This window comes from Rhodococcus sp. NPDC058639 (assembly GCF_042717545.1).
Classification (GTDB): Bacteria; Actinomycetota; Actinomycetes; order Mycobacteriales; family Mycobacteriaceae; genus Rhodococcus.
Genome location: NZ_JBHXRF010000008.1, coordinates 41456 through 66717 on the forward strand (window position 1 = coordinate 41456; position 25262 = coordinate 66717).

The window sequence follows — 25262 nt, forward strand, 5'->3', positions numbered from 1 at the left end:
GCTCGACCGGGCCTTCATGGCCCTTTCCGATCCGATCCGCCGACGCATCGTCGCCCGGCTCAGCCGGGGTCCCGCCACTGTCAACGAACTCGCGGAACCCTTCGCGATCACCACCCAAGCGATCTCGAAGCACATTCAGGTACTCGAGCAAGCCGGGCTCGTCACGCGCACCCGCGATGCCCAGCGCCGCCCCGTTCACCTGAATCCCGCACAGCTGGAGGCGCTGACTTCCTGGATCGACCGGTATCGGTTGACCAAGGAACAGCAGTTCCGCAGCCTCGACGCTGTGCTGGCCGGGGACACGGCCGACACCACAGACCCCCCACCGGGGTGATCCCGCTCCCTGCGAGAGGCATCGACATGAGCAACCCACTGCACGTCAACGTCCCGGACGGCGTTCCGTTCATCGATTACGAGCGCGAGTTCGACTATCCCGTCTCCGAAATCTTCCGAGCACATCAGGATCCGGCTCTCGTCGCTCAGTGGCTGGGGCCGCGCGGGGTGTCCATTGACCTGGACCACTACGACTTCCGTAGCGGTGGTTCGTACCGGTACACGCACAGCGACGACAGCGGTTCGTACACCTTCTCCGGCGTGTTCCACACCGTGCGGGAGAACGAATTCGCCATCCAGACCTTCGAATTCGATCAATTCCGCGACATCGTGAGCATCGAGTTCATGACCTTCGAGGATCTCGGCGACGGCCGCAGCAAGCTCAGCGGACACAGCGTGTTCCCGAGCCTCGAAGCACGCGACGGGATGGCGTCCTCCGGATGGGAGGAGGGCACGAGCGACTGTTACGAACGGATCGAAGAGCTTCTCTCGAAGGCCACCGCCTGATCATCCGCCTGACGCGGCCACACTCGTCGCCGAGTGCGGCCGCATCAGGCCGAATCGAGAGCCGTAGGACGAACGCGGCACGCGGAACGCTCGGGCCGCCCTGCCGAGGCAGAAGTGCCCACTGTGCGGGACAGGCGGGGGTGCCCTCGCGTGCACCCGGTACCGTTTCTGGGGCCTACAACAGGCTGCTACCCTTAACTAGAACGCGTTCTAGATTGCGGGGTGTTCCGGAAAATCCCAGAACGGGAACACCCGGGGTGGCGCCACTGCTCCCGCACGGTTTTGCACGAGAGGACGACACACGCCATGACGACTGTCGAGGTGCCCCACGGCTCGCGATCGGTGGTACTCACCGTCTCCGCCGTCGTCGAGGAAACCGCCGACGCGAAGTCGATCGTCTTCGCCGTCCCCGACGAACTCCGCGACAAGTTCGCCTACAAGCCGGGCCAATTCCTCACCCTGCGGATCCCCAGCGACCGCACCGGCTCGGTGGCGCGCTGCTACTCGCTCGCGAGTTCACCGCACACCGACGACGCCCCCAAGGTCACCGTCAAGCGCACGTCCGACGGTTACGGGTCGAACTGGCTCTGCGACACCGTCGCAGTGGGTGACACCCTCGAGGTTCTGCCGCCCGCCGGGGTGTTCACCCCCAAGTCCTTCGACCACGACTTCGTGCTCTTCGGGGCCGGCAGCGGCATCACCCCGGTCATCGCGATCCTCAAGTCCGCGCTGACCCAGGGATCCGGCAAGGTCGCGCTGATCTACGCCAACCGCGACGAAGCGTCGGTCATCTTCGCCGAGGAACTGCGGATGCTCGCCGAGAAGTACCCGACCCGATTGACGGTCGTTCACTGGCTCGAATCCGTGCAGGGCCTTCCCAGCGCCGACCAGCTCGCCACACTCGCGGCGCCGTACTCCGATCGTGAAGCGTTCATGTGCGGGCCGGGACCGTTCATGGACACCGTGCACCAGGCGCTCCAGAGCATCGGAATGGCGCGGACGCAGGTCCACGCCGAGGTGTTCAACTCGCTGTCCGGTGATCCCTTCGCGGACCACGCGCCCGTCGAGGTCAGCGACGAGGAGGCCGCGGACGCGGCGACCGTCGAGGTCGAACTCGACGGTGAGGTCCACAATCTGACCTGGCCCCGCAAGCAGACGCTCGTCGACATCATGCTCGCCAAGGGCATCGACGTCCCCTACTCCTGCCAGGAGGGCGAGTGCGGATCGTGCGCGTGCACCGTCCTCGAAGGCAAGGTCGAGATGGAGAACTGCGACGTCCTCGACCCGGAGGACATCGAAGCGGGCTACATCCTGGGGTGTCAGGCGCGTCCTGTCACCGACCACCTCAAAATCGAGTTCTGAGCCGCACGTCGGGGCGTGGCCGGCATCGTCGGGTGCCGTCCACGCCTCGTCAGCGCAACCCGCGAAGCCGGGCGCGTTCCTGCGCGTCGAGATGCTCGGTGGCGTAACTCAGTGCCGTCCGGCCCATCGCGGCCGCGTGACGCTCGAGGAAGTCGAGCAGGACGGCCCGGTCCACGCGTTTGCCGACCTCACGCAGCATCCAGCCGACCGCCTTCTGGATCAGATCCCGGCGGTCGCCGAGGACACGCTCGGCCACCATGAGCGTCGGTCCGGCCTCTCCACTCTTGACTAAGGCGAACGTGGCGAGCAGCCCGGCACGCCGCCGCCACAGGTCGGGGTCGTCGACCAGCGTCGTCAGCAACCCTGCATCGGCCGGATTCGCATGGATCCATTCACCCACGATGTGATCGGACGAGGCGTCGACGAGATCCCAGTTGTTCACCCGTCCGCAGCGGAGAGCGTCGAGGTACACCTCGACCACCCGGCCACGTGAGACCGGGTCGCGCGCATACCTGTCCACGAGGATCAGCAGACCGGCGAGACGGTGTTCGTGGACAGGGCTGTCCAGAAGCAGACGCGACTCCTCGATCGGCAGGTCGCGGAACTTCCGGACCACGGCACGTGTCTGCGGCACCCGTAGTCCCAGAAAGACGTCGCCCTCGCCGTACTCGCCGGGTCCGGTCTTGAAGAAGCGTCCCATCCCGGCGGCTGCGGCAGGATCGCCGAGGGCGTCGAGCGCCGCGCGAACGTCCTCCGCGGACAGGTCGTCGGTCACGGCCCGAGCCTACGGTCTCGTCGGCGCCGCACGTGTCCGGACGGCCCGCGTGGTGCGGAACCTGATGCTTCTACCTCGTAGTCGTGGCGGCGAGCAGTTCCCGTCCTGCCGCGAACGCCTCCGCTCCGGGCGGGAGCGCCCCGCGTGTGCCGCTGAGGTACACCTCGACGCGCCCGGTGGCTCCGGATCGGTCCCCGAATTCGCGGATACCCGGCTCGTCCGCATCGAGGTCGGCGATACGACGCAGCGTCTGCCTGGCGACCGCTTCGGCGCTGTCGAACAAGCGCACACCCTCGGGAAAACGGGCAAGGATCGAGTCCGCCACCAGCGGGTAGTGGGTGCAGCCGAGGACGATCCCCTCGACGTCGTCCGGAGTGCGCGCCACGGCATCGGCGATCGCCCGGTCGGCGCCTTCCCGGTCACCCCGGTCGATGGCATCGGCGAGTCCGTGACATGCGACGCTCACGACCTCGCTGCCGTTCCCGAACTTCTCGATGAGGTCGGCCTGGTAACGACTCGCGGTCGTCGCGGCGGTCGCCCAGATCGCCACCGACTTGCACACGGCCGCAGCAGGCTTGATCGCGGGCACGGTCCCGATCACGGGAACGTCGTCACCGAGCGCGACCCGCACATCGTCCAGGGCGGTCACCGACGCCGTGTTGCACGGCAGCACCACCGCGTCGGCACCGCGGTCGACGGCGCGCCGAGCGGTGGTCACCACCCGGTCGGACACCCAGTCGGCCGGCTTCGGTCCCCAGGGAGCGCACTCCGGGTCCATCGACAGCAACAAGTCGAGATCCGGACGCATCCGGCGGAGCCACGCAGCAGTCGGCAGCAGACCGAATCCCGAGTCGATGAGCGCAACGATCACCCTACGAATCTAGCCCTTCCCGGTCGCGGCGGTGTTCAGGCATACGGCTTCGAGTGCTCACACGGCTGCGAGCAACTCCTCGATGGGCGCGCCGGCGGCGATCTTCATCCGCGTCTTCATCACCTGCGCGGGCAGCCCACCACCGACGACACCCACGAGGCGGCCCTCACGCTCGTAGTACGCGAGGAACTTGCGTCCGTCGTCGCGCACCACGTGCACGGTGTCGTCGGCTCGAACCGCACCCAGGCCCTGGATCTTGATGTCGTACTGGTCGCTCCAGAAGTAGGGCACCTGGCCGACGCCCCCGAACTCCCCCGTGACGATCTTCTTCGCGAGCACGGTGGCCTGCTCTCCGGCATTGGTCCAGTGCTCGACGCGTTTGCGCGCACCACCGGGAACCTGCCACGACGCGACGTCGCCGACCGCCCAGACGTGCGGCGCGGATGCCTTGCCCGTGTCGTCGCACACGACACCATTGTCCAGTTCGATCCCGGAGCCCTCGAGCCACTCGGTGACGGGCACCGATCCGATACCCAGCACGACGAGATCCACGTCGATCTCGGTGCCGTCCCCGAGCACGGCAGAGGTGACGTGGCCGTCGCCACGCAGTTCGGCAAGCCCGACTCCTGCACGCAGGTCGACTCCGGCCTCGGTGTGCAGTCGTGCCACGAGGGAACCGACCTCGGTGCCGAGCACCGACGCGAGCGGCGTCGGCTGCGGCTCGAGCAGGACGACGTCGACACCCAGTGCCCGCAGGCTGGCGGTGACCTCGCATCCGATGAAGCCGGCGCCGACGACCAGTGCCCGGACGCCGGGGACGATCGCGGCCCGCAAGGCGCGGCTGTCGTCCACCGACCGCAGGACGTGGACGCCGTCGAGATCGGGCAGGCCCGGGATGCGCCGCGCTCGTAGACCCGTGGCGATCACCAACTCGTCGTAGGCGAGTTCGGTGCCGTCGGCGAGCGTCACGGTGCGGGCGTCGGTGTCGACCGAGCGCGCAGCGGCGCCGAGTCGCAGGTCGATGCGCTGCTCGTCGAAGAACTCGGCGGGGCGGAGGGTGGTGTCCTCCCGCTCGCCGCGGATGACATCCTTCGACAGCGGGGGCCGGTCGTAGGGCAGGTGGCCCTCGTCGTCGAGCAGAACGATCTCGCCCTCGTACCCCGCGCGTCGCAACTCCTCTGCGGTTCGCACACCCGCGAGTCCGGCTCCTGCTATTACGATCCGTTCGACTGCCACCTGGTACATCCTCCTCATCGCGGCGTGACCTCTGCCACCCGTGTGCGTGCACTCTTCATACCAAACGCACGAACAGGGCTGAACAGCGCGCCGATCCCGGCAACACCGAAATACCCCGCAGCACAACACGGTGGCGGTCCTGCCCGGCATATCACCCTCACCGGGCGGATAATGATGGACAACGCACGGCCCGCACGTTCCCCACGACCCACACGGCACGAGGAGCACTCATGACCAGCGACAGCGGCGCAGGAATCAGCCGCATCCAGTTCGGTACCGGTTCGTTCTCCGGTCCCCTCGACAGCCAGGGTCGGACGATCATCGCCGACGCGGTGGTCGCCAAGATCGCAGGCATCGCGACACGCGAGGTCAGCGGCGTGTTCGACGTCGGGGCGGGTACCGCCCGGGTGGTGGGCGCCTTGCGCGACCGCATCCCGGGAGCACGCATCAACCACGGGCAGGGCGTCGCGGTCGAGGTCGGCGAGAAACAGGCCGCGATCGATATCGGCATCGTCGCGGAATACGGCGTGGCGCTACACGAGCTGGCGATCGCGATTCGGCACAACGTGATCACGGCCGTCGAACGGATGACCGGTCTCGAGGTCACCGAAGTCAACATCACCGTCTTCGACGTGGTGCTGTACGACGAGGCGGCAGCAGCCGACGAGCTCAAGCCTCGAGTGCAGTGACCTCGTCTCCCGGCGCGGACCCCCGTACGCACCCCGACCCCGAGGTTGCAGACCTCGTCGCCGAGGTCGTCACGGGTGTCGCAGGCGTCGCCGGGCTCAACAGCGGCCCGTTCGGGTCGGTCGCGACGTACCTGCCGGGACGCCGGATTCCCGGGATCCGGCTCGGACCCGAGGGGTGCGCCGTGCACATCACCGCGGAATACCCCGCCGATCTGCCGGCCCTCGCCGACACCGTGCGAGCCCTCGTCGAAGCGGTCGTCGGCCCTCCGGTGCATGTGACGATCGAAGACGTCCACCTCGAACAGAAACAGGTGTCCCCGTGAACCACACTCCCACCGGCAACACCGCGATCGGCCTGATCGCCGGTCTCCTCCTCGCTCTTGCCGGGATATTCGGGGGCGTCAGCGGACTGCTGTTCGCGGTCCTTCTCGGCGCGCTCGGTGCCGCAATCGGTGCACACCGGGACGGTCTGCTCGACCTCGGTGCGATACTGCGGAGCCGCGGCCGTGGCTGATGGTGTCCCCACGGAGACCGGGCCACTGCCGGGCTCCACACTCGACGACACCGACACGGTCGGGAACCGCGGCACTCTCGTCATCAAGGACCGCGCAGTCGAACGCATCGCCGCGTCGGCCGCACTCCAGGTTCCCGGCGTGGTCCGGCACACCGGCAACCTGAGTCTGCTCACGGGCCGGGAACTTCCTCGTGCCGATGTGACCACCGGCGGGCGGGCGGTCGCGGTGAATCTCTTCATCGCCGCCGAATGGCCGTACGACGCAGCAGCACTGACGCGGAGGGTGCACGACGCCGTCGCGCGTCACCTGCACGACTACACAGGTCTGCACGTCACCGAACTGAACGTCTTCGTCGCCGCGACCCCCCAGGCCCACGAGGACGAACCGACCGAGCAGTCCGTCCCCGTCGAGTACCTCGAATCCGACATCGTCGCTCACGCCGAGTCCCGCGCGCGGATACCGGTCGTGCAACCGCTGCCCCCGCTCGCGACCCCGGCGGCGGCGCCGGCCGCGGCGCTCATCGCGATCGGTGCGCTCGGACTCGCGTTCGTCGCCGCCCGCGAACTTCTCATCGTGCGCGGTACCTACGCCGGAGCACCGTGGCTCCGCAACGCGTTCGAGTGGTTCGGCAGGCTGCACTGGGAACCGTGGATCGGTCCGGTGGCCGCGGTGCTCGTGCTGCTCGGTGCCGCGCTGCTGTTCGCGGCGATCAAGCCACGGCGACGCACCCACCTCCCGCTGCGAGTCGCGGGTCCCGTGGACACGGTGTGGATGCGGCGTACCGACGTCGCGCGCATGTGCAGTGCCCGGGCATCGGCGCTCCCCGGTGTGCGCACCGCGCGGACTGTGGTCGATCGCAGGCGTGCGGTGGTGCGGATAGTCGCCGACCCCGAAGTGCCGGTCGCCGAACTCACCGCGACCGTGCGCGCCGAGGTCGAACCGAATCTCTCGCTGCTCGCCGACCCCCTTCCACTGATCGTGAAGGTCACCCCCGCAGAGACGCGGGCGAACGCTGTGGGAGGAACGCGCCGATGAAACTCCGTACGGTGCTCGCCAACCGTTTCTTCGCGCTCGTGACGGGCTGCGTCCTGCTCGGAATCGGCGCCTTCGCGCTCGCCTGGCTGTGGGAGGTGCCCCTGGCGCGGGATCGGGTCTCGCAACTCGACCGGCCACGCGTCATCGACGTTCCCGACCAGGACTGGTGGACACCCGCACTGTGGACCGTGTTCGCCGTGGGGGCCGCGATCGGCATCGTCCTGCTCGTGGTGAATCTGTCCCGCCGTCGCACCTCGACGGTGCAACTGTTCGACGAGGTGACGGACGCGACGCTCGGTGTGGAACTGGGCCCGGTCGCGGAGGGCGTGGCACGCGCACTCGCGGGGCTGCCGGGCGTGCGGTCGGCGCGCGGCCGCGCCGTGGTGGAACGGCACCTGCCCACGCTGTCGGTGGTGGTGCACGCCGAGCCGGGAATCGACGTCGCGGAGTTCACGGCGCACGCCGAGGACACCGCAGAACGCGCCGCGTGCGCACTCGGCGGTGCCAGGGTGGCGACCCAGGTGCTGCTGCATCTCGATCCGCCGCACCCCGAACACGACTGACGGCACGCGCCGGCCGCATCGTCCACCGGTCCTGAAACGCCGAACGGCGTCCACCCCGAAGGGTGGACGCCGTTGGCGTCAGTGAGAACTAGCTCACTTGATGATCTTCGTGACGCGACCGGCGCCGACGGTACGACCGCCTTCGCGGATAGCGAAGCGAAGGCCCTCGTCCATGGCGATCGGCTGGATCAGCGTGACGGACATCTCGGTGTTGTCACCGGGCATGACCATCTCGGTGCCCTCGGGAAGGGTAACAACGCCCGTCACGTCCGTGGTACGGAAGTAGAACTGCGGACGGTAGTTGTTGAAGAACGGCGTGTGGCGGCCGCCCTCTTCCTTGTTGAGGATGTAAGCCTGGCCCTCGAACTCCGTGTGGGGAGTCGTGGTGCCGGGCTTGACGACGACCTGGCCACGCTCGACGTCCTCGCGCTTGATGCCGCGGACGAGGAGGCCGACGTTGTCGCCCGCCTGGCCCTGATCGAGCAGCTTGCGGAACATCTCGATACCGGTGACCGTGGTCTTGGTCGAGGTCTCCTTGATGCCGACGATCTCGACCTCTTCGTTGACGTTGACAACGCCACGCTCGATACGGCCGGTGACGACCGTGCCGCGGCCGGTGATCGTGAAGACGTCCTCGACGGGCATGAGGAACGGCTTGTCGGTCTCACGGACCGGGTCCGGGATGGAGTCGTCGACGGCCTGCATGAGGTCGACGATCGACTGAACCCACTTCTCGTCACCCTCGAGTGCCTTGAGAGCAGAGATCGGGACGACCGGAGCGTTCTCGTCGAACTCCTGCGAAGCGAGGAGCTCGCGGACCTCCATCTCGACGAGCTCGAGGATTTCCTCGTCGTCGACCATGTCGGCCTTGTTCAGCGCAACGAGGATGTACGGCACGCCGACCTGGCGAGCGAGCAGCACGTGCTCACGCGTCTGGGGCATCGGGCCGTCGGTAGCAGCCACGACCAGGATTGCGCCGTCCATCTGGGCGGCACCGGTGATCATGTTCTTGATGTAGTCCGCGTGACCCGGAGCGTCGACGTGCGCGTAGTGGCGCTTCTCGGTCTGGTACTCGACGTGGGAGATGTTGATCGTGATACCACGAGCCTTCTCCTCGGGAGCCTTGTCGATCTGGTCGAACGCGAAGCTCTCGTTCAGGTCCGGGAATTTGTCTGCCAGCACCTTGGTGATGGCGGCCGTCGTGGTGGTCTTGCCATGGTCGACGTGACCGATGGTGCCGATGTTCACGTGCGGCTTGGTCCGCTCGAACTTCGCCTTAGCCACTGGAATGTCCTCCTGGACTGTTGTTGCTTGCAGTATGCAGCAGTGCGGTTTGTATTACTTGGTCGTGCAGGTGACCGAGGGGATAACCCGAAGGCTACTCGCCGGTCGCCTTGGCGATGATTTCCTTCGAGACGTTCGACGGAACCTCTGCGTAGGAATCGAACACCATGGAGAAGTTCGCGCGGCCCTGGGTCTTCGACCGAAGGTCACCGATGTAACCGAACATCTCCGAGAGCGGAACCAGCGCCTTCACGACACGGGCACCACTGCGTTCCTCCATGGCCTGAATCTGGCCACGGCGGGAGTTGAGGTCGCCGATCACTTCACCCATGTAGTCCTCGGGGGTCGTGACCTCGACAGCCATGAGCGGTTCGAGGATGACGGGAGCTGCCTTGCGGGCGGCTTCCTTCAGGGCCTGCGAGCCGGCGATCTTGAACGCCATTTCGGACGAGTCGACGTCGTGGTACGCGCCGTCGAGCAGCGTGACCTTGACGTTCACCAGCGGGTAGCCGGCGAGCACGCCGTACTGCATCGCGTCCTGCGCACCCGCGTCGACCGACGGGATGTACTCGCGGGGCACACGACCGCCGGAGACCTTGTTCTCGAACTCGTAGGTCGCGCCGTCTTCGCCGCGGAACGGCGCGAGGGCGATGACGACCTTCGCGAACTGGCCGGAGCCACCGGTCTGCTTCTTGTGCGTGAACTCGAGCTTCTCGACCGGCTTGGTGATCGTCTCGCGGTACGCGACCTGCGGCTTGCCGACGTTGGCCTCGACCTTGAACTCGCGACGCATGCGGTCGACGAGGATGTCGAGGTGGAGCTCGCCCATGCCGCCGATGACGGTCTGGCCGGTCTCCTCGTCGAGCTCGACCGAGAAGGTCGGATCCTCTTCGGCGAGCTTCTGGATCGCGGTGCCCAGCTTCTCCTGGTCGGACTTGGTCTTGGGCTCGATCGAAACCTGGATGACCGGGTCCGGGAACGTCATCGACTCGAGGACGATCGGGTTCGCCTGGTCGCACAGGGTGTCACCGGTCGTGGTGTCCTTCAGGCCGATCATCGCGTAGATGTGGCCGGCCACGGCCTCGTCGACCGGGTTCTCCTTGTTGGCGTGCATCTGGAAGAGCTTGCCGATGCGCTCCTTCTTGCCCTTGGTGGCGTTGAGCACCTGAGCACCCGGATCGATACGACCCGAGTAGACGCGCACGAAGGTGAGCTTGCCGAAGAACGGGTGCGACGCGATCTTGAACGCGAGAGCCGAGAACGGCTCGTCCTTGCTCGGCTTACGAGTGAGGATGGTCTCCTCGTCGTTCAGCTTGTGACCCTCGACCTCGCCGATGTCCAGCGGAGTCGGCAGGTAGTCGATGACAGCGTCGAGCATGGGCTGAATGCCCTTGTTCTTGAACGCGGTGCCACAGATCACCGGGTACAGCTCGGAGGCCACGGTGAGCTTGCGGATGGCGCCCTTGATCTCGGCGACCGTGAGCTCTTCACCACCGAAGTACTTCTCCATGAGCTCTTCGTCGGACTCGGCGACCGTCTCGAGAAGCTTCTCGCGGTATTCCGCAGCCAGCTCGACGAGATCGGCGGGGATCTCCTCGATGGTCGGCGGAGTGCCGATCTCGGTGACGCCACGCCAGGTCAGCGCACGCATCTCGACCAGGTCGACGACGCCGTCGAAGGCATCCTCGGCACCGATCGGGAGCTGCAGGACCAGCGGCTTCGCGCCGAGACGGTCGATGATGGTCTGCACGGTGAAGAAGAAGTCCGCGCCCATCTTGTCCATCTTGTTGACGAAGCAGATGCGCGGAACGTCGTACTTGGCAGCCTGGCGCCAGACCTGCTCGGACTGGGGCTCGACGCCTTCCTTGCCGTCGAAGACGGCAACGGCGCCGTCGAGGACGCGCAGGGACCGCTCGACCTCGACCGTGAAGTCGACGTGGCCGGGCGTATCGATGATGTTGATCTGGTTGTTGTTCCAGAAACAGGTGACGGCGGCGGAGGTGATGGTGATACCACGCTCCTTCTCCTGCTCCATCCAGTCGGTGGTCGAAGCACCGTCGTGGGTTTCACCGATCTTGTAGTTCACACCGGTGTAGAAGAGGATGCGCTCCGTCGTGGTGGTCTTGCCGGCATCGATGTGCGCCATGATGCCGATGTTGCGGACCTTGTTCAGGTCGGTCAGCACTTCCTGTGCCACAGGTAACCCCGCTCGTAGCTAGTGTCGGTCCTTTGTGCGGACCCATGTTCTTGTGTTGTCAGCCGGCCTTTACGGGACCGACACAGTTGTGCGAGCAGCCGATCGGGAGGTCCGGATCACGGTGCCTCCCGACCGGCCTCGACTCACCAGCGGTAGTGCGCGAACGCCTTGTTGGCTTCAGCCATCTTGTGCGTGTCTTCGCGACGCTTCACAGCGGCACCGAGGCCGTTGCTCGCATCGAGAAGCTCGTTGGCGAGGCGCTCCACCATGGTCTTTTCACGACGCTGACGTGCGAACGTGACCAGCCACCGAAGTGCGAGGGTGGTGGAACGGCCGGGGCGAACCTCGACCGGCACCTGGTAGGTAGCACCACCGACGCGGCGGCTACGAACCTCGAGGGCGGGCTTGACGTTGTCGAGCGCGCGCTTGAGGGTGACGACCGGATCGGTACCGGTCTTCTCACGTGCCTGCTCGAGCGCCTGGTAGACGATGCGCTCTGCAGTGGACTTCTTGCCGTCCATCAGAATCTTGTTGACCAGCTGGGTAACCAGCGGGGACCCGTAAACCGGGTCGGCGATCAGTGGACGCTTGGGAGCGGGACCCTTACGTGGCATCAGGCCTTCTCCTTCTTCGCTCCGTAGCGGCTACGGGCCTGCTTGCGGTTCTTGACACCCTGGGTGTCGAGCGAACCGCGGATGATCTTGTAGCGGACACCGGGAAGGTCCTTCACACGACCGCCACGCACGAGCACCATCGAGTGCTCCTGGAGGTTGTGGCCTTCACCCGGGATGTACGCGGTGACCTCGACAGAGCTGGTGAGGCGCACGCGGGCGACCTTACGAAGAGCCGAGTTCGGCTTCTTCGGGGTGGTGGTGTACACGCGAGTGCACACGCCGCGACGCTGCGGGCTGCCCTTGAGGGCCGCGCTCTTGACCTTGACGGTCTTGTCGCGGCGGCCCTTACGGACCAGCTGATTGATGGTTGGCATTAACCGGCTTTCTTCGTTGTCTGGAGCTGCTCACACGAGCAACACTGGCTGTTCTGAAATTAGGGATCCATCGGTTGGGACAAGAGAGCTAGCTGCCCCTCACTCGCCCCTCGTGTGCACACGAGGTCGGGTGTGTCGCGTACCCCCACACAGGCAGCCGGGAACTCGTAACTGCAGACTTCTACAGACGACGCGCACGGCACTACCTCGCATAGGCACACAGACCGGTCCGGGCTTGCCGGACACGACCCACAACGATACCCGGCTGGCGAGCATCAGGTCAAAGTGAGGTAGGCAACCGAGGACCCGCTCGACCCTGGTCGGCCCCCAGCCACGGTCAGCTGCTGAGGTTCAAGGTGAGCCGTGCCAAGGTAGCAGCGGCCTCGCAGGGGTCCGGCCCACTGCCCTGGTACTGCACCCACCAGCCGAAGATACCGGTCGTCGAGGCACCCGAACTCACCCCGCACGACGACGGGTCCTCGGGCCTGCGTATCTGCAGCGCCCGTCGTCCCTCCACCGTGGTGTTCTCCACCGCGTACCCGAGGTGTTCGGCGGCGGAGCGCTCGTGGTCGAGCGAGCCCGTCTCGAACCAGTTGAAGGTGACCTTCACGACGCCGCCGGGCCCATCGCCCTCCCACCGGCAGATCGCTCCGAAGAACCCCCGGTACACCGCTGCGGCTCCGACCGCCTCGGCGATCTGCGGATCCGACACCGCGTCGCACTCGGTGAGCAGGCGGGTGAATTCCTCGGTGTTCCCGCCGCCACCCGCGCCTTCCTGCACTGCGCGGCCCTCGATGGTCCGGGAGCATCCGGTGAGCACCGTGGCGCATACCGCGAGCGCTGCCACGCCGGCGCCGAGACGACGACCGGCCGGCCGGAGCGGAACGCGGCGCGTCACTGCTGCGCTCTCTCGACGCTGGTGTCCGCGAGACTGCGAGCGACGGCACACGCATCTGCCGCAGGCGGGAAGTTCCCGTAGGAGACGGACCAATGGATGAAGTCGCCGCCGAACTGCACCCCGATCTCGCACAGGGTCGTCTGCCCGTCCAGTGACTGGGACGAACCCAGGAACCCGGGATTGCCCCCGACCTCGACATCCGTTGCAGGGCGGCCGATCAGATCGGACCCCGCCCGTTCCCTGCCGATCGGGCTTCCCCGGTACCAGCTGAAACTCACGCTCGGGCCACCGACGAAGAGTTCCCACTCGCATCCGACGGAGTTGCGTGTGACAGACGAGAACGGACCGAGCGCGAACGCGTTCGCCACCTCGTCGTCGGTCAGCGACCCGCACTCGCCGAAGAGCGGGCCCGCCTCGGTCACAGCCGATGTCGTCGAGGTCTGCGCCTGGTCTGCGGCGTCGTCGCCGGAACCGCACCCGGCCGCGACGAGCATCGCGAGGAATGCCAGGGCCGCAGTCGCCGCTCTGCTACCGGTCCGCTCGAAGGACATGGCCGAGACACTACCGAGCCGCAGGGCCTGCTGCGCGCCGACTCCGGGCGTCTTCCAGAACGGTGTCGAGCTGCGCCGCCCAGTGCCTGACGATCTCGCGTCGTCGCACCGAGTCGTCGGTGAGGACGTCGGCCAGGCCGAGGCCACGGGCGAGGTCCAGAGTCGCCTGCACCATGCGGTGCACCACCGGATCGGAGTCGTCCGCCCCGAGTTGTTCGACAGCCACCTTGTGCGCGACCCGGCCGAAACGCTCCTCGAGCGGGAGAAGTCGTTCGCGCAGCGCGGGATCCGCCGCTGCGGCGGTCCAGACCTGCAACGCCGCGTTGAACAGATTGCCGGTGTACTGCTCGACGAGACGCGACACGACCGCCTCGGTGCGAGCGCTGCCGGGCGGCACGTCGAGCGTCTCGTTCCGGGCGCGTTCCATCCGGCTGTCGAACATGAAATCGAGAGCAGCCGTGATGAGATCCTCACGGGTCGGGAAATGGTGCTGGGTCGCCCCGCGCGACACTCCGGCACGTTCCGCGACGACACCGACGGTGGTCGCCGCCCAGCCGAGCTCGGCCAGGCAATCTATCGTGGATTCGAGCAGGCGCAGACGCGTTGCCCGACTGCGATCCTGCTTGGGTTCGCGCGTCACCCGTCCTCCTCGGTCCTCGCCCCGCAGGGATGATCGTCGGGAAGCGTTCGGCGCCCGGAACGCCACCTCATGTCCCACGACCCGACGGAATGAGATCACGCCGAGACCGTACGAACGTAGCCTGCCCGAACAGCGGGACGACGCACCGGACGAAAGGGGAACCCACGTGGCGACGATTGTCCGGCGCGAAGACTATTTCACCGCCGCCCTCGACATTCTTGCGACGCACGCCCACGCGGGACTCAAGCAGGCACGCCTGTGCGCACACCTCGAGGTCACCACCGGGTCGTTCTACAACTACTTCGTGAGCTGGGCCGATTTCAAGAGAGAGTTCCTTCAGAACTGGCTCGACCAACAGACCCTGCAACTGGCCGAGACTGCACGACTCGAAGGTTCTCCCCGGCGCCGGCTCGAGATGCTCATCGAGTTCGCGTGCAAGCTCCCGCATCCCGCCGAATCGGCGATCCGGGGCTGGGCGTACAGCGATCACGCCGTGCGCGACATCCAGGCCCTCGTGGACCGGCAGCGATTCGACGTGGTGGCCGAGTCCACCGCCGCGATCCTCGGCCCGGGGGACGACGCGCAGAGATTCGCGCACCTCGCGATGTTCGCACTGACCGGCTATCAGCAAACTCTTCCCGTCCAGGACGTCTCCGTCCTGCGATGGTCGCTGAACTGGGTGTTGACGCAGGCACTCGAGAATCTCGACACCCGATGACGGATCACCGCTGCAGGAGATCCTCGAACTGTTCACGCCACACCACGAGATTCGGGTCCGCGTCCGGATCCCGGGGATCGATCGCATAACCGAGGGCGATCCCCCGCATGCTGCTGTAGACGAGATCGCGCACCACGCGGTAGCGCGGGAGCCCGATGAAGTCGCTGCCGAAGAACCGATCGGTCTGCGCCTTGATCATCCCGCCGAGAGTCCGTTCGAGCGGTATCAATTCGCGGCGGAGTTCTTCGTGGGAGCGGGCCGCGAGCCAGAGTTCCATCGAGGCCCAGAAATACGGCTGCCGGAAATGCAGCCACATGAGGTCCACCGCCAGCGCGACCCGCGCGACCGGGTCGTCGGGCCACTCCTGGTCGTGCCCGAGACCCTGGACGCGCTGCGCCGCAAGGTGATGCACCGACGCGACCAGGAGCGAATCGCGACTGGGGAAATGGTGCAGGAGCCGACCGCGCGAGACACCCGCCGCAGCCTGGATACGGACGGTCGTGGCGTTCGAGTATCCGTGCTCGACCAGAACGGACACAGCAGCATCGAGGATGGTGACGCGGGTGGCACGGCCGCGTTGCTGCTCCGCGCGTCGACGGGGCTCGCTCGGCGCACTCATCATGCCGACCAGCGTAGGGGCCGGCCTCCCTCACCGTCCCGGGGACCACGACGGGGGCCGTTTCTGCAGAAAGGCGGTGACACCCTCCACCGCTTCGGCCGAGCCGAACAATCGCGCGGACTGCGCGGCCAGTCCCTCGGCGTAGCGATCGAAATCGTCGAGCATCCGCATGGTGAGCAGATGCTTCGACTCCGCGAGACCCTGCGGGGAGCACTCCCGCAGATCCGCGATCACACGTGCTGCGCGCGCTGCCGGATCCTCGGACACGAGCGTGACGAGTCCGTGTGCCGCCGCATCCTCCGGCCCGAAGCGTTCTCCGGTGAGGAAGTAGCGGCCCGCTGCGCGCGGCGCCATCCTCGGCAGAACCGTGAGCGAGATGATCGACGCCGCGAGGCCGAGCCGGGCCTCGGTCAGCGCGAACGTCGCGCGGGACCCCGCGACGACGATGTCGCACGCCGCAACGAGACCCATTCCTCCGGCACGGACATGGCCGTCGATCACACCGATCACCGGCTTGGGCAGTTCGAGGATGCCGCGCAGCAGACCCACCATGTCGTGGGTCCGCTGCGCGGCCGCCTCGTCCGGACTCTCGGAGGACTCACCGAGATCGGCACCGGCACAAAAGGTTCCACCCGCATGGTTGAGAACCACCACGCGCACGTCGGTGTCACGCGCGGCCGCATCGAGGCCCGCGCGTAGCTGGTGCACCATCGCGGACGAGATCGCGTTGCGGTTGTGCGGCGAATCGAGCGTGAGTGTCGCTGCGCCCTCCGCCACCGAGTACCGCACGACCGGGGCCGACGCGTGCCCGGCGATATCGGGGTCCGGCATCTCGCCTCCTAGTACGACCGCGGCAGCCCGAGCGAGTGCTGGGACACGAAGTTGAGGATCATCTCTCGGCTCACGGGCGCGATCCGCGCGATGCGTGCTGCCCCGAGCATGGCGGACAGTCCGTACTCGCGGGTCAAGCCGGCACCACCGTGCGTCTGGATCGCCTGGTCGAGCGACCCGATCGCCGCTTCCGCAGCGGCGTACTTGGCCATGTTCGCGGCTTCGGCAGCACCGAAATCGTCGCCGTTGTCGTAGAGCACGGCGGCCTTCTGCATCATCAGTTTGGCGAGTTCGATCTCGATCTTGCGCTGCGCCAACGGATGCGCGATGCCCTGGTGCGCACCGATCGGAGCCTTCCAGACGGTGCGTTCCTTCGCGTACCGCACCGCCGAGTCGATCGCGAAGCGGCCCATTCCCACAGCCATCGCCGCACCCATGATGCGTTCGGGGTTCAGGCCCGCGAACAACTGCATCAGTGCCGCTTCCGGTTCGCCGACCAGCGCGGTCGACGGCAGCCGCACCTGGTCGAAGAACAGACTGAACTGGTAGTCCGGTTCGATGATGTCCATCTCCATCGGGGTCTTGACGAACCCCGGCGAATCGGTCGGCACGATGAACAGTGCGGGGCGCAGCTTGCCGGTCTTGGCGTCCTCGGTGCGGGCGACAACCAGCACCGCGTCGGCCTGGTCGACGCCCGAGATGTAGACCTTGCTGCCCGAGAGGGTCCAATCGTCCCCGTCGCGCGCCGCGACCGTGGTGATCTTGTGCGAGTTCGATCCGGCATCGGCTTCGGTGATACCGAATGCCATGATCTTCGAGCCGTCGGCGAGACCCGGCAGCCACTCCTGCTTCTGGTCGTCGGTGCCGTACTTGGAGATGATCGTGCCGCAGATCGCGGGCGAGACCACGACCAGCAACAGACCGGCACCCTTGGCCGACAGCTCTTCCTGCACGAGCGCCAATTCGTAGATCCCGGCACCGCCGCCGCCGTATTCCTCGGGAAGGTTGACGCCGAGGAACCCGAGCTTGGCTGCTTCGTTCCACAGTTCGGTGAGCGGCTCGTGCCGGCGCGACTTGGGCAGCACGTAGTCGACGTAGTTGTAACGCTCGGCGAGTGCGGCGACGGAGGCGCGCAGTTCCTTCTGTTCTTCGGTTTCGATGACGCTCATGAGATCTCTCCGGGGGTACGAGGGTGTTCGGATGGGGCTGTGGACATGGCTGGTTCTGTGAATATTTCGGACGGGTCTGTGGAGGGTCGCGCGGGTGCGTCGCCGGTCGCGACGACGGCGAGGACGGCGAGGACGGATCCCATCGCCACCTGGGTGCCGACTTCGACGTCCAGGACGGTGAGGGTTCCCGCGACGGGGGCGGTGACGGTGTGTTCCATCTTCATGGCTTCGAGCCACAGCACCGGCTGTCCTGCGGTGACGGTGTCGCCCACGGCAGCGCCGAGTCGTATCACCGAGCCGGGCATCGGTGCCAGCAACGATCCGGTCGGCACCACCGCCGCAGCGTCGGTGAATCGCGGAACCGCACGCAGGCACACCGGACCCAGCGACGAATCGATGTGCACGACGTCGCCGTACCGCGCGACCTCGAACTCGCGACGGAGTCCGTCGATGTCGAGGACCACGTGGTGCGGGTCGTGGGTGAGAACCCGGACCCCGTCGACGGCGTCGGTCACAAGTCCGTCGCGGCCGAACCGGTAGCGGATCTCGTGCTCGTCCCGGTCACCCGCGTACGTCTTCACCTGGAACGACGACGGGAGATTACGCCATCCGCCCGGCAATGTCCTTGCTACGGTCGCGGATTCGCGATTGGCCGCTGCATCGGCGAGCGCGGCGACGAGGGCCCCGACCCGTTCCGACCCGGCATCGGCCAGGGGCGCCGCGAGTGCCGCCAGATCGTGGGTGTCGAAGAATGCGGTGTCGGTGTCTCCGGCAAGGAATGCGGGGTGCCTGAGCACGCGCACGAGGAGATCCCGGTTGGTCCTCGGACCGTGCAGCCGCGCGCCGGCCACGGCGCGCGCGAGCATGCGCGCCGCGGCAGGCCGCGTCGGTGCCCAGGAGATCACTTTCGCGAGCATCGGGTCGTAGTGCACTCCGATGTCCGAGCCGTCGACCACGCCCGCATCGACCCGAATCCCCGGCGTACGCAGCGGTGCGAACTCCTCGGTCGCGGCCGGCACGGCGAACCGGTGCAGCACGCCGGACTGGGGTTGCCAGTCGTGGGCGGGGTCCTCCGCGTAGAGACGGACCTCGATCGAATGACCCGACGGCAGAGGAGGTTCGGGTGCGAGTTCCCCGCCGGATGCGACATCGATCTGCAGCCCCACCAGATCCACACCGGTCGTGCATTCGGTGACCGGATGTTCGACTTGCAGGCGAGTGTTCATCTCGAGGAAGTAGAACTGTCCCGGTGCGGATCCCTGTGCGGGACCGGACGCAAGGAATTCGACGGTTCCGGCACCTTCGTACCCGATCGCCGTAGCCGCACGCCGGGCTGCGTCGAACAGTGCGTCGCGCATGCCTTCGGTCGCCTCGACCAGCGGTGACGGTGCCTCTTCGACGACCTTCTGATGACGTCGCTGCACCGAGCATTCGCGTTCGCCGAGCGTCCATACGGTGCCGTGCCGGTCGGCGAGAATCTGCACTTCGATGTGCCGGCCGTGTTCCAGATACCGTTCGCAGAACACTGTGGGATCACCGAAGGCCGCGCCCGCCTCGCGACTCGCTGCGGCGAGTTGGGCGGGCAGTTCGTCGAGCGTACGCACGACACGCATGCCCCGTCCGCCGCCTCCCGACGAGGCTTTCACGAGCACCGGCAGATCGTCGGCGGTGACCGCGTCGGGCTCGAGTTCGGGAAGCACCGGCACGCCGGCGGCGGCCATGATCTTCTTCGCCTCGATCTTCGAACCCATCCGGGCGATCGAGTCGGGCGACGGACCGATCCAGGTGAGACCCGCCTCGATCACCTGCCTCGCGAACTCGGCGTTCTCGGAAAGGAACCCGTACCCGGGATGCACAGCATCTGCGCCTGCGGCGAGCGCAGCGGCGACGATCGTGTCACCGCGCAGGTAGGTGTCGGACGGGCTCACGCCGGGCAACCGGACCGCGACGTCGGCTTCGCGAACGTGGGGGCTGTGTGCGTCGGCGTCGGAATAGACCGCCACCGTGCCGAGTCCGGCACGACGGCACGTCGCGAACACTCTTCGGGCGATCTCTCCGCGGTTGGCGACCAATACGGTCGTCACGGCGGTGCTGGCGCTGTCGGTCACGGTGTCCTCACATCCGGAAGACGCCGAAGTCACCGGCGCCCTCGATCGGTCCCGATGCGGCGGCGGACAGGCAGAATCCGACCACGTCGCGAGTGTCACGCGGGTCTATGACGCCGTCGTCGTAGAGCCTGCCGGAGAGGAACATCGGCATCGACTCGGCCTCGATCTGGTTCTCCACGGCGGCACGCATCGCCTCGTCCGCGGCCTCGTCGACCGCTTGGCCGCGCGCCTGCGCCGCAGCACGCCCGACGATCGAGATGACTCCCGCGAGCTGGGCACCGCCCATCACCGCGGATTTCGCACCGGGCCAGGCGAACAAGAAGCGCGGATCGAATGCGCGGCCACACATCCCGTAGTGCCCGGCACCGTACGAGGCACCGAGGAGAACAGAGATGTGGGGGACGCGAGAATTCGATACGGCGTTGATCATCATCGAGCCGTGCTTGATCATGCCGCGTTCCTCGTACTCGCGACCCACCATGTATCCGGTCGTGTTGTGCAGGAACAACAACGGCGTGTTCGATCGATTTGCGAGCTGGATGAACTGCGCGGCCTTCTGAGATTCCTCGTTGAACAGCACGCCCCGCGCGTTGGCGAGTATGCCCACGGGATACCCGTGTATCTGGGCCCACCCCGTGACGAGTGAGGATCCGTAGAGCGGTTTGAACTCGTCGAAGTCGGAATCGTCGACCACACGAGCGATCACCTCGCGGGGATCGAACGGTATCCGGAGATCGTCGGGAACGATGCCGATCAGGTCCTCCGGCCCGTAGCGAGGTTCACTCACATCAGGTTTCGCGTCCGGTCCGAGTCGCACCCACTCGAGCCGCCGGACGATGTCCCGGCCCAGTCGGAGGGCGTCTTCCTCGTCGACCGCCAGGTAGTCGGCCAGGCCGCTGACGCGGGCATGCATCTCGGCGCCACCCAGTGTCTCGTCGTCGGATTCCTCGCCGGTGGCCATCTTCACCAGTGGGGGTCCGGCGAGGAAGACCTTGGATCGTTCCTTGATCATCACGACGTGGTCGGACATGCCCGGCACATACGCGCCCCCGGCGGTGGAGTTGCCGAATACCAGCGCGATGGTGGGGATGCCCGCCGCGGACAGTCGTGTGAGGTCGCGGAACAACCGCCCGCCGGGGATGAACACGTCCTTCTGCGTCGGCAGGTCCGCACCTCCCGACTCGACGAGGTTGATCATGGGAAGCCGATTCTGGAGCGCGATATCGTTGGCGCGCAGAGTTTTCCGCAGCGTCCAGGGATTGCTCGTGCCGCCGCGGACGGTGGGGTCGTTCGCCACGATCACGCACTGCACGCCGTGGACGACACCGATGCCGGTCACCGTACTGGCGCCGACGGGGAACTCGGTGCCCCAGGCAGCGAGCGGCGAGAGCTCGAGGAAGGGCGAGTCGGGGTCGATCAGCAGTTCGATGCGCTCACGCGGCAGCAGTTTGCCGCGCTCGTGGTGGCGGCGCACGTACTTCTCCCCGCCCCCGCCGAGTGCCTTGGTGTGCTCGGCGTCGAGTTCGGCGAGTTTGTTGCGCATCGCCTCCGCCGCCGCGCCGTACTGCGACGACGCCACGTCGAGAGTCGACTTCAGGATGCTCACGCGCCGTACCCCAGACGCTTCGCGGCGAGTTCGGTGAGAATTTCGGTGGTGCCTCCCCCGATTCCGAGGATGCGCATGTCGCGGTACTGGCGCTCGACCTCCGATTCGGCCATGTATCCGAGGCCGCCGAACAGTTGCACAGCCTGGTGTGCGACCCACTCCCCCGCCTCGACCGCGGTGTTCTTGGCGAAACACACCTCGGCGATGAGATCGGTGTCGCCCGCCACCGACCGTTCGACGACGTGCCGCGAGTACACCCGCGCGACGTCGATCCGGCGGGTCATCTCGGCCAGGGTGCGCTGCACGGCTTGACGCGTGATGAGCGCGCGGCCGAAGGTCTCCCGGTCACGGCACCACGCGACGGTCAGGTCGAGGCAGCGCTGCGCGCTCGCGTACGCCTGCACCGCCAGGCCGATGCGTTCGGACACGAAAGCCTGTGCGATCTGCATGAATCCGGAGTTCTCGGCGCCGACGAGGTTGGTCACCGGAACCCGGGCGTCGACGAAGGACAGTTCGGCGGTGTCGGAGGCGCGCCAGCCCATCTTGTCGAGTTTGCGGGAGACGGTGAACCCCGGGGTGCCCTTCTCGATCACCAGGAGCGACACTCCGCCGGCACCGGGACCGCCTGTGCGGACGGCGGTGACGACGAAGTCTGCGCGGCACCCGGACGTGATGTAGGTCTTCGCTCCGTTGACCACGAAATGGTCGCCGTCGCGCACCGCGGCGGTGGTGAGGTGCCCGACGTCCGACCCACCTCCCGGTTCGGTGATCGCGAGAGAACCGATCATCTCGCCCGCGAGGGTGGGGCGCACCCACCGGTCGATCTGCTCCGGATCTCCGGCAGCGATCAGGTGCGGCAGTGCGATTCCGCACGTGAACAAGGACGAGAACGCGCCACCGGATGCGCCGGCCTCGTGGAACGCTTCGCACACGGTCACCACATCGGCACCGTCACCACCGGACCCGCCGACGGATTCCGGGAAGCCGATACCGAGCAGACCGACGTCGGCCGCCTTCTTGTGGAGGTCGCGCGGGAGTTCGCCGTCGCGTTCCCAGCCGTCGAGATTCGGCAGGATCTCGCGGCGCACGAAACCGGTCACGGTGTCGCGCAGCGACGTGCGCTCGTCGGTTGTCCAGATGCTCACGCCATGTCCTCCAGAAGAGTGAGTGGGATGTCCAGGTACCGGGAGCGCAGCCATTCGGCGAGTCCTTTGGCCTGGGGATCGAATCGGGCCTGGGAGGCGACGCCGCGTCCGAGGATTCCCTCGACGACGAAGTTCACCGCCCGGAGATTCGGCAGCACGTGTCGGGTGACATCGTGCGCCGCCGTCTCGGGAAGCAGGGAGGTGAGCGCGTCGACGGTGAGGGTGTGGACGAGCCAGCGATAGGCGCCGTCGCTCCGTGCCCAGACCCCTATGTTGGCGTCACCGCCCTTGTCTCCGCTGCGCGCGCCCAGAACGGTGCCCAGCGCGGCGCGGCGCGTCGGGCCGGGCGGAAGAGGCTCGGGCAGCGCCGGTTCGGGAACGGGCTCGAGCGTCCGGGTGGCGGTGCTCGGGGAGATGTCGACGCCGGTCCCGTCCGCCAGTACTGCGGTGTGCGGCACCTGCGCGGCGGCGACCAGACCTGCGGTGTAGACACCGAAGGCGCTACCCGATCCAGGTGGTGCGGTCACATGGAATCCGGGATAACTCGCAAGACCGAATTCTACTGCTGTGGACGTGAATCCACGGCCGACGACGTCTGGGTCCGGATCGCGGACGACGCACCGGAGCACCGCGCTCGCGGTTTCCTCGGTCGCGGCGTCGGGGTGGTCGGTGCGGGCGAGAGTCCATTCGAGTTCGGCCGGGCGCGCCGGAAGGTTCGCCTCGATCTGCCGGCGCACGAGCGCGGCCTTCGCGTCGATGTCGAGTCCGGTGAGCACGAACTCCACGGTGTTGCGGAAGCCGGCGAGCGCGTTGAGACAGACCTTGAGCGTGGGCGGCGGCGCCTCGCCGCGTACGCCGGAGATACGCACCCGGTCGGTCCCGCCGTCTTCGAGGATCGCGGTGTCGAGGCGGGTGGTCACATCGGGACCGGCGTACCGGGCGCCACCGATCTCGTAGAGCAGTTGCGCCGTCACGGTGCCCACGGTGACCGCGCCACCGGTCCCCGGATGCTTCGTGATGGTCGACGAACCGTCGGCTTCGATCTCGGCGATCGGGAAACCGGGCCGGTCGATGTTGCCGAGTTCGGTGAAGAATGCGTAGTTGCCGCCGGTCGCCTGGGTGCCGCATTCGAGGACGTGTCCTGCGGCAACCGCACCCGCGAGCGCGTCGAGATCGTCCGGTCCCCAGCCGAAGTGGGCTGCGGCAGGGCCGACGGTGACGGACGCGTCGGTCACCCGTCCGGTGACGACGATGTCGGCACCCGAACGAAGGCACTCCACGATTCCCCACGCGCCGAGATATGCGTTGGCGGTCAACGGCGCGGGCGTGCCGCCGAGACCCAGCTCCCCGATCCGCGGAAGCAGATCGTCGCCCTCGACGTGAGCCACCGTGACGTCCAGGCCGAGCCGTTCAGCGATGCCGCGCAACCGGGTCGCGAGTCCGGCCGGATTGAGACCGCCGGCGTTCGCGACGATCCGGACCCCTTTGTCGAGCGCGAGGCCCATGCAGTCCTCGAGTTGTCGTACGAAGGTCTTCGCGTAGCCGAGATCAGGGTTCTTCATCCGGTCGCGCCCGAGGATGAGCATGGTGAGCTCGGCGAGGTAGTCGCCGGTGAGGTAGTCGAGCTCGCCGCCTTCGAGCATCTCGCGCATCGCGGAGACACGGTCACCGTAGAAACCCGAGCAGTTGCCGATGCGCACGGCGCGGTTGCCGTCTCGCACCGGCACGGAGATCACGGAACCGCCTCGCCGGGAGCGCGACCCGGCCCGGGCGGGCCGGCGAACGCCTGCGCGAAGCCGAGCCACTCGTCGGCGTCGGCACCGGTCGCGACGAGCGCGGTGTCGTCGCGGTGGACTCGTTGGGTGACGAGCGAGCAGAAGTCGAGGGCGGGTCCGGTGACGGACTGCTGCGCATCCTCGGGGCCCCAGGTCCATTCGCTGCCGTCGGGCGCTGTGAGCGCGACGCGGAACGGTTCGGCCGGTGGCGTGGCGTCACGGATGATGTACGCGAAGTCGCGGGTACGCACGCCGAGGTGGGCGATGTGGCGCAGCCGGGCCGTGGGTGCCCGCACGACTTCGAGAGCGTCGGCGACGTCGCCGCCGTGTGCCCAGGTCTCCATCAGTCGCGCCGTCGCCATGGACGCTGCGGACATGGGCGGTCCGTACCAGATGATCTTCGTACCCTGCGGAACCTCGGCGAGGGCGAGCGCGAGTTGCTGCCGTGCCGCGCGCCAGTCGGCGAGCAGGTCCGCCGCCGGCAACTGCGCCAGTTCCGCGGCACCGGCGTCGACGAAGCCGAGCGGGTCGGCGAATGCCTCGAGGACCCCGGCCCGAAACGCCTCGGGATCACGAATGGCCGTGAGCGCAGCACGATCGGTCCACAGCAGATGGCCGATCTGGTGCGCGATGGTCCAGCCCTCCGCGGGCGTCGAGACGGCCCACCGGTGTGCGGGCAGGGCCGCGACGAGATCGTCGAGGGCGTCTCCCTCGGCCCGGAGGTCGTCGAGCAAGGTCTGCAGATCCGCAGCGCGATTGTGCAACTCCACCATGCGACAAGGGTCACACGTACGCGTGCAGGAATCAAGCAGCCGTGATTGTTTTCCGTCGCGCGGGTCGCCGTATG

General features: G+C 67.2%; 27 protein-coding genes. 9 read left to right on the forward strand and 18 right to left on the reverse strand.

What is annotated here, in order from left to right; translation table 11 throughout:
* Positions 1–16: 16 nt before the first annotated feature.
* The 3 genes from ACFWU2_RS16620 (at position 17) to ACFWU2_RS16630 (ending at position 2202) form a co-directional block, all read left to right on the forward strand.
* Positions 17–334 carry an ArsR/SmtB family transcription factor gene (locus ACFWU2_RS16620; protein ID WP_378608702.1) on the forward strand — a complete coding sequence of 106 codons (318 nt, stop codon included), beginning with the start codon at positions 17–19 and terminating at the stop codon, positions 332–334.
* A gap of 26 nt (positions 335–360) precedes the next feature.
* A complete protein-coding gene (locus ACFWU2_RS16625) occupies positions 361–840 on the forward strand; it encodes an SRPBCC family protein (RefSeq protein ID WP_378608140.1) in 480 nt (159 codons plus the stop codon).
* 306 nt (positions 841–1146) lie between these two features.
* Positions 1147–2202: a 2Fe-2S iron-sulfur cluster-binding protein gene (locus ACFWU2_RS16630; RefSeq protein WP_378608142.1), complete on the forward strand. Its 1056-nt coding sequence runs from the start codon at positions 1147–1149 to the stop codon at positions 2200–2202.
* A gap of 49 nt (positions 2203–2251) precedes the next feature.
* On the opposite strand, the gene ACFWU2_RS16635 is transcribed toward ACFWU2_RS16630, so the two are convergent.
* The 3 genes from ACFWU2_RS16635 to ACFWU2_RS16645 all read right to left on the reverse strand — a co-directional run bounded on the left by ACFWU2_RS16635 (position 2252) and on the right by ACFWU2_RS16645 (position 5084).
* A complete protein-coding gene (locus ACFWU2_RS16635) occupies positions 2252–2977 on the reverse strand; it encodes a DNA alkylation repair protein (protein WP_378608144.1) in 726 nt (241 codons plus the stop codon).
* Positions 2978–3047: 70 nt separating this feature from the next.
* On the reverse strand, positions 3048–3848 hold the full coding sequence (locus ACFWU2_RS16640) for a glutamate racemase (protein WP_378608146.1): 801 nt from the start codon (positions 3846–3848) through the stop codon (positions 3048–3050).
* Between the two features lie 57 nt (positions 3849–3905).
* The gene (locus ACFWU2_RS16645) at positions 3906–5084 is read right to left on the reverse strand and encodes an NAD(P)/FAD-dependent oxidoreductase (RefSeq protein WP_378608148.1); all 1179 of its coding nucleotides are present in this window, start codon (positions 5082–5084) and stop codon (positions 3906–3908) included.
* 230 nt (positions 5085–5314) lie between these two features.
* Between ACFWU2_RS16645 and ACFWU2_RS16650 the strand changes: the two genes are divergently transcribed.
* From ACFWU2_RS16650 to ACFWU2_RS16670, 5 genes are read left to right on the forward strand one after another with little or no spacing between them, the layout of a single operon-like run.
* On the forward strand, positions 5315–5773 hold the full coding sequence (locus ACFWU2_RS16650; RefSeq protein WP_169619529.1) for an Asp23/Gls24 family envelope stress response protein: 459 nt from the start codon (positions 5315–5317) through the stop codon (positions 5771–5773).
* Positions 5770–6096 (forward strand): hypothetical protein, encoded by a 327-nt coding sequence (locus tag ACFWU2_RS16655; RefSeq protein WP_378608150.1) that lies wholly within the window; start codon positions 5770–5772, stop codon positions 6094–6096. The genes ACFWU2_RS16650 and ACFWU2_RS16655 overlap by 4 nt, the downstream gene beginning before the upstream one ends.
* Positions 6093–6287, forward strand: coding sequence for a DUF2273 domain-containing protein (locus ACFWU2_RS16660; RefSeq protein ID WP_378608152.1), 195 nt, complete (start codon positions 6093–6095; stop codon positions 6285–6287). The genes ACFWU2_RS16655 and ACFWU2_RS16660 overlap by 4 nt, the downstream gene beginning before the upstream one ends.
* A complete protein-coding gene (locus ACFWU2_RS16665; protein WP_378608154.1) occupies positions 6280–7323 on the forward strand; it encodes an Asp23/Gls24 family envelope stress response protein in 1044 nt (347 codons plus the stop codon). The genes ACFWU2_RS16660 and ACFWU2_RS16665 overlap by 8 nt, the downstream gene beginning before the upstream one ends.
* Complete coding sequence (locus tag ACFWU2_RS16670) at positions 7320–7886, forward strand: hypothetical protein (protein ID WP_378608156.1); 567 nt, start codon at positions 7320–7322, stop codon at positions 7884–7886. The genes ACFWU2_RS16665 and ACFWU2_RS16670 overlap by 4 nt, the downstream gene beginning before the upstream one ends.
* Positions 7887–7979: 93 nt before the next feature.
* Here ACFWU2_RS16670 and tuf read toward each other — a convergent pair whose 3' ends face one another.
* The 7 genes from tuf to ACFWU2_RS16705 all read right to left on the reverse strand — a co-directional run bounded on the left by tuf (position 7980) and on the right by ACFWU2_RS16705 (position 14444).
* Positions 7980–9170 carry an elongation factor Tu gene (gene tuf / locus ACFWU2_RS16675; RefSeq protein ID WP_378608158.1) on the reverse strand — a complete coding sequence of 397 codons (1191 nt, stop codon included), beginning with the start codon at positions 9168–9170 and terminating at the stop codon, positions 7980–7982.
* Positions 9171–9264: 94 nt separating this feature from the next.
* Positions 9265–11367, reverse strand: a complete 2103-nt coding sequence (fusA, locus tag ACFWU2_RS16680; protein ID WP_378608160.1) for an elongation factor G — start codon at positions 11365–11367, stop codon at positions 9265–9267.
* Between the two features lie 143 nt (positions 11368–11510).
* Entirely contained in the window at positions 11511–11981 is a 471-nt protein-coding gene (gene rpsG / locus ACFWU2_RS16685; protein ID WP_072704522.1) for a 30S ribosomal protein S7, read from the reverse strand.
* Positions 11981–12355: a 30S ribosomal protein S12 gene (gene rpsL, locus ACFWU2_RS16690; RefSeq protein WP_072704519.1), complete on the reverse strand. Its 375-nt coding sequence runs from the start codon at positions 12353–12355 to the stop codon at positions 11981–11983. The genes rpsG and rpsL overlap by 1 nt, the downstream gene beginning before the upstream one ends.
* A gap of 337 nt (positions 12356–12692) precedes the next feature.
* Complete coding sequence (locus ACFWU2_RS16695) at positions 12693–13253, reverse strand: DUF3558 domain-containing protein (RefSeq protein ID WP_378608162.1); 561 nt, start codon at positions 13251–13253, stop codon at positions 12693–12695.
* A complete protein-coding gene (locus ACFWU2_RS16700; RefSeq protein ID WP_378608164.1) occupies positions 13250–13804 on the reverse strand; it encodes a DUF3558 domain-containing protein in 555 nt (184 codons plus the stop codon). The genes ACFWU2_RS16695 and ACFWU2_RS16700 overlap by 4 nt, the downstream gene beginning before the upstream one ends.
* Positions 13805–13814: 10 nt before the next feature.
* Positions 13815–14444, reverse strand: coding sequence for a TetR/AcrR family transcriptional regulator (locus tag ACFWU2_RS16705; RefSeq protein ID WP_378608166.1), 630 nt, complete (start codon positions 14442–14444; stop codon positions 13815–13817).
* A gap of 166 nt (positions 14445–14610) precedes the next feature.
* Here ACFWU2_RS16705 and ACFWU2_RS16710 point away from each other — a divergent pair, with 166 nt between their 5' ends.
* Positions 14611–15162 (forward strand): TetR/AcrR family transcriptional regulator, encoded by a 552-nt coding sequence (locus ACFWU2_RS16710; RefSeq protein ID WP_378608168.1) that lies wholly within the window; start codon positions 14611–14613, stop codon positions 15160–15162.
* A 4-nt stretch (positions 15163–15166) separates the two neighbouring features.
* On the opposite strand, the gene ACFWU2_RS16715 is transcribed toward ACFWU2_RS16710, so the two are convergent.
* Genes ACFWU2_RS16715 through ACFWU2_RS16750 form a run of 8 tightly spaced genes read right to left on the reverse strand, consistent with a single transcriptional unit; the run spans position 15167 to position 25188 of the window.
* The gene (locus ACFWU2_RS16715) at positions 15167–15781 is read right to left on the reverse strand and encodes a TetR/AcrR family transcriptional regulator (protein ID WP_378608705.1); all 615 of its coding nucleotides are present in this window, start codon (positions 15779–15781) and stop codon (positions 15167–15169) included.
* A 30-nt stretch (positions 15782–15811) separates the two neighbouring features.
* Entirely contained in the window at positions 15812–16612 is an 801-nt protein-coding gene (locus ACFWU2_RS16720) for an enoyl-CoA hydratase family protein (RefSeq protein ID WP_378608170.1), read from the reverse strand.
* A gap of 8 nt (positions 16613–16620) precedes the next feature.
* Positions 16621–17781 carry an acyl-CoA dehydrogenase family protein gene (locus ACFWU2_RS16725; protein ID WP_378608172.1) on the reverse strand — a complete coding sequence of 387 codons (1161 nt, stop codon included), beginning with the start codon at positions 17779–17781 and terminating at the stop codon, positions 16621–16623.
* Positions 17778–19889 carry an acetyl/propionyl/methylcrotonyl-CoA carboxylase subunit alpha gene (locus tag ACFWU2_RS16730; RefSeq protein ID WP_378608174.1) on the reverse strand — a complete coding sequence of 704 codons (2112 nt, stop codon included), beginning with the start codon at positions 19887–19889 and terminating at the stop codon, positions 17778–17780. The genes ACFWU2_RS16725 and ACFWU2_RS16730 overlap by 4 nt, the downstream gene beginning before the upstream one ends.
* 7 nt (positions 19890–19896) lie before the next feature.
* Complete coding sequence (locus tag ACFWU2_RS16735; protein WP_378608177.1) at positions 19897–21495, reverse strand: acyl-CoA carboxylase subunit beta; 1599 nt, start codon at positions 21493–21495, stop codon at positions 19897–19899.
* Positions 21492–22640: an acyl-CoA dehydrogenase family protein gene (locus tag ACFWU2_RS16740; RefSeq protein ID WP_378608179.1), complete on the reverse strand. Its 1149-nt coding sequence runs from the start codon at positions 22638–22640 to the stop codon at positions 21492–21494. Before ACFWU2_RS16740 ends, ACFWU2_RS16735 begins: the two co-directional genes overlap by 4 nt.
* On the reverse strand, positions 22637–24367 hold the full coding sequence (locus tag ACFWU2_RS16745) for an acyclic terpene utilization AtuA family protein (RefSeq protein ID WP_378608708.1): 1731 nt from the start codon (positions 24365–24367) through the stop codon (positions 22637–22639). The genes ACFWU2_RS16740 and ACFWU2_RS16745 overlap by 4 nt, the downstream gene beginning before the upstream one ends.
* Before the next feature lie 5 nt (positions 24368–24372).
* Entirely contained in the window at positions 24373–25188 is an 816-nt protein-coding gene (locus ACFWU2_RS16750) for a TIGR03084 family metal-binding protein (RefSeq protein WP_378608181.1), read from the reverse strand.
* Positions 25189–25262 lie beyond the last annotated feature (74 nt).

Excerpts from the sequence above, each read along its gene's own strand:
- ACFWU2_RS16620 (WP_378608702.1), top strand. The coding sequence starts at position 17 with ATGGCCCTTTCCGATCCGATCCGCCGACGCATCGTCGCCCGGCTCAGC.
- ACFWU2_RS16625 (WP_378608140.1), top strand. The coding sequence starts at position 361 with ATGAGCAACCCACTGCACGTCAACGTCCCGGACGGCGTTCCGTTCATC.
- ACFWU2_RS16630 (WP_378608142.1), top strand. The coding sequence starts at position 1,147 with ATGACGACTGTCGAGGTGCCCCACGGCTCGCGATCGGTGGTACTCACC.
- ACFWU2_RS16650 (WP_169619529.1), top strand. The coding sequence starts at position 5,315 with ATGACCAGCGACAGCGGCGCAGGAATCAGCCGCATCCAGTTCGGTACC.
- ACFWU2_RS16670 (WP_378608156.1), top strand. The coding sequence starts at position 7,320 with ATGAAACTCCGTACGGTGCTCGCCAACCGTTTCTTCGCGCTCGTGACG.
- rpsG (WP_072704522.1), bottom strand. The coding sequence starts at position 11,981 with ATGCCACGTAAGGGTCCCGCTCCCAAGCGTCCACTGATCGCCGACCCG.
- rpsL (WP_072704519.1), bottom strand. The coding sequence starts at position 12,355 with ATGCCAACCATCAATCAGCTGGTCCGTAAGGGCCGCCGCGACAAGACC.
- ACFWU2_RS16700 (WP_378608164.1), bottom strand. The coding sequence starts at position 13,804 with ATGTCCTTCGAGCGGACCGGTAGCAGAGCGGCGACTGCGGCCCTGGCA.
- ACFWU2_RS16715 (WP_378608705.1), bottom strand. The coding sequence starts at position 15,781 with ATGAGTGCGCCGAGCGAGCCCCGTCGACGCGCGGAGCAGCAACGCGGC.
- ACFWU2_RS16720 (WP_378608170.1), bottom strand. The coding sequence starts at position 16,612 with ATGCCGGACCCCGATATCGCCGGGCACGCGTCGGCCCCGGTCGTGCGG.
- ACFWU2_RS16725 (WP_378608172.1), bottom strand. The coding sequence starts at position 17,781 with ATGAGCGTCATCGAAACCGAAGAACAGAAGGAACTGCGCGCCTCCGTC.
- ACFWU2_RS16750 (WP_378608181.1), bottom strand. The coding sequence starts at position 25,188 with ATGGTGGAGTTGCACAATCGCGCTGCGGATCTGCAGACCTTGCTCGAC.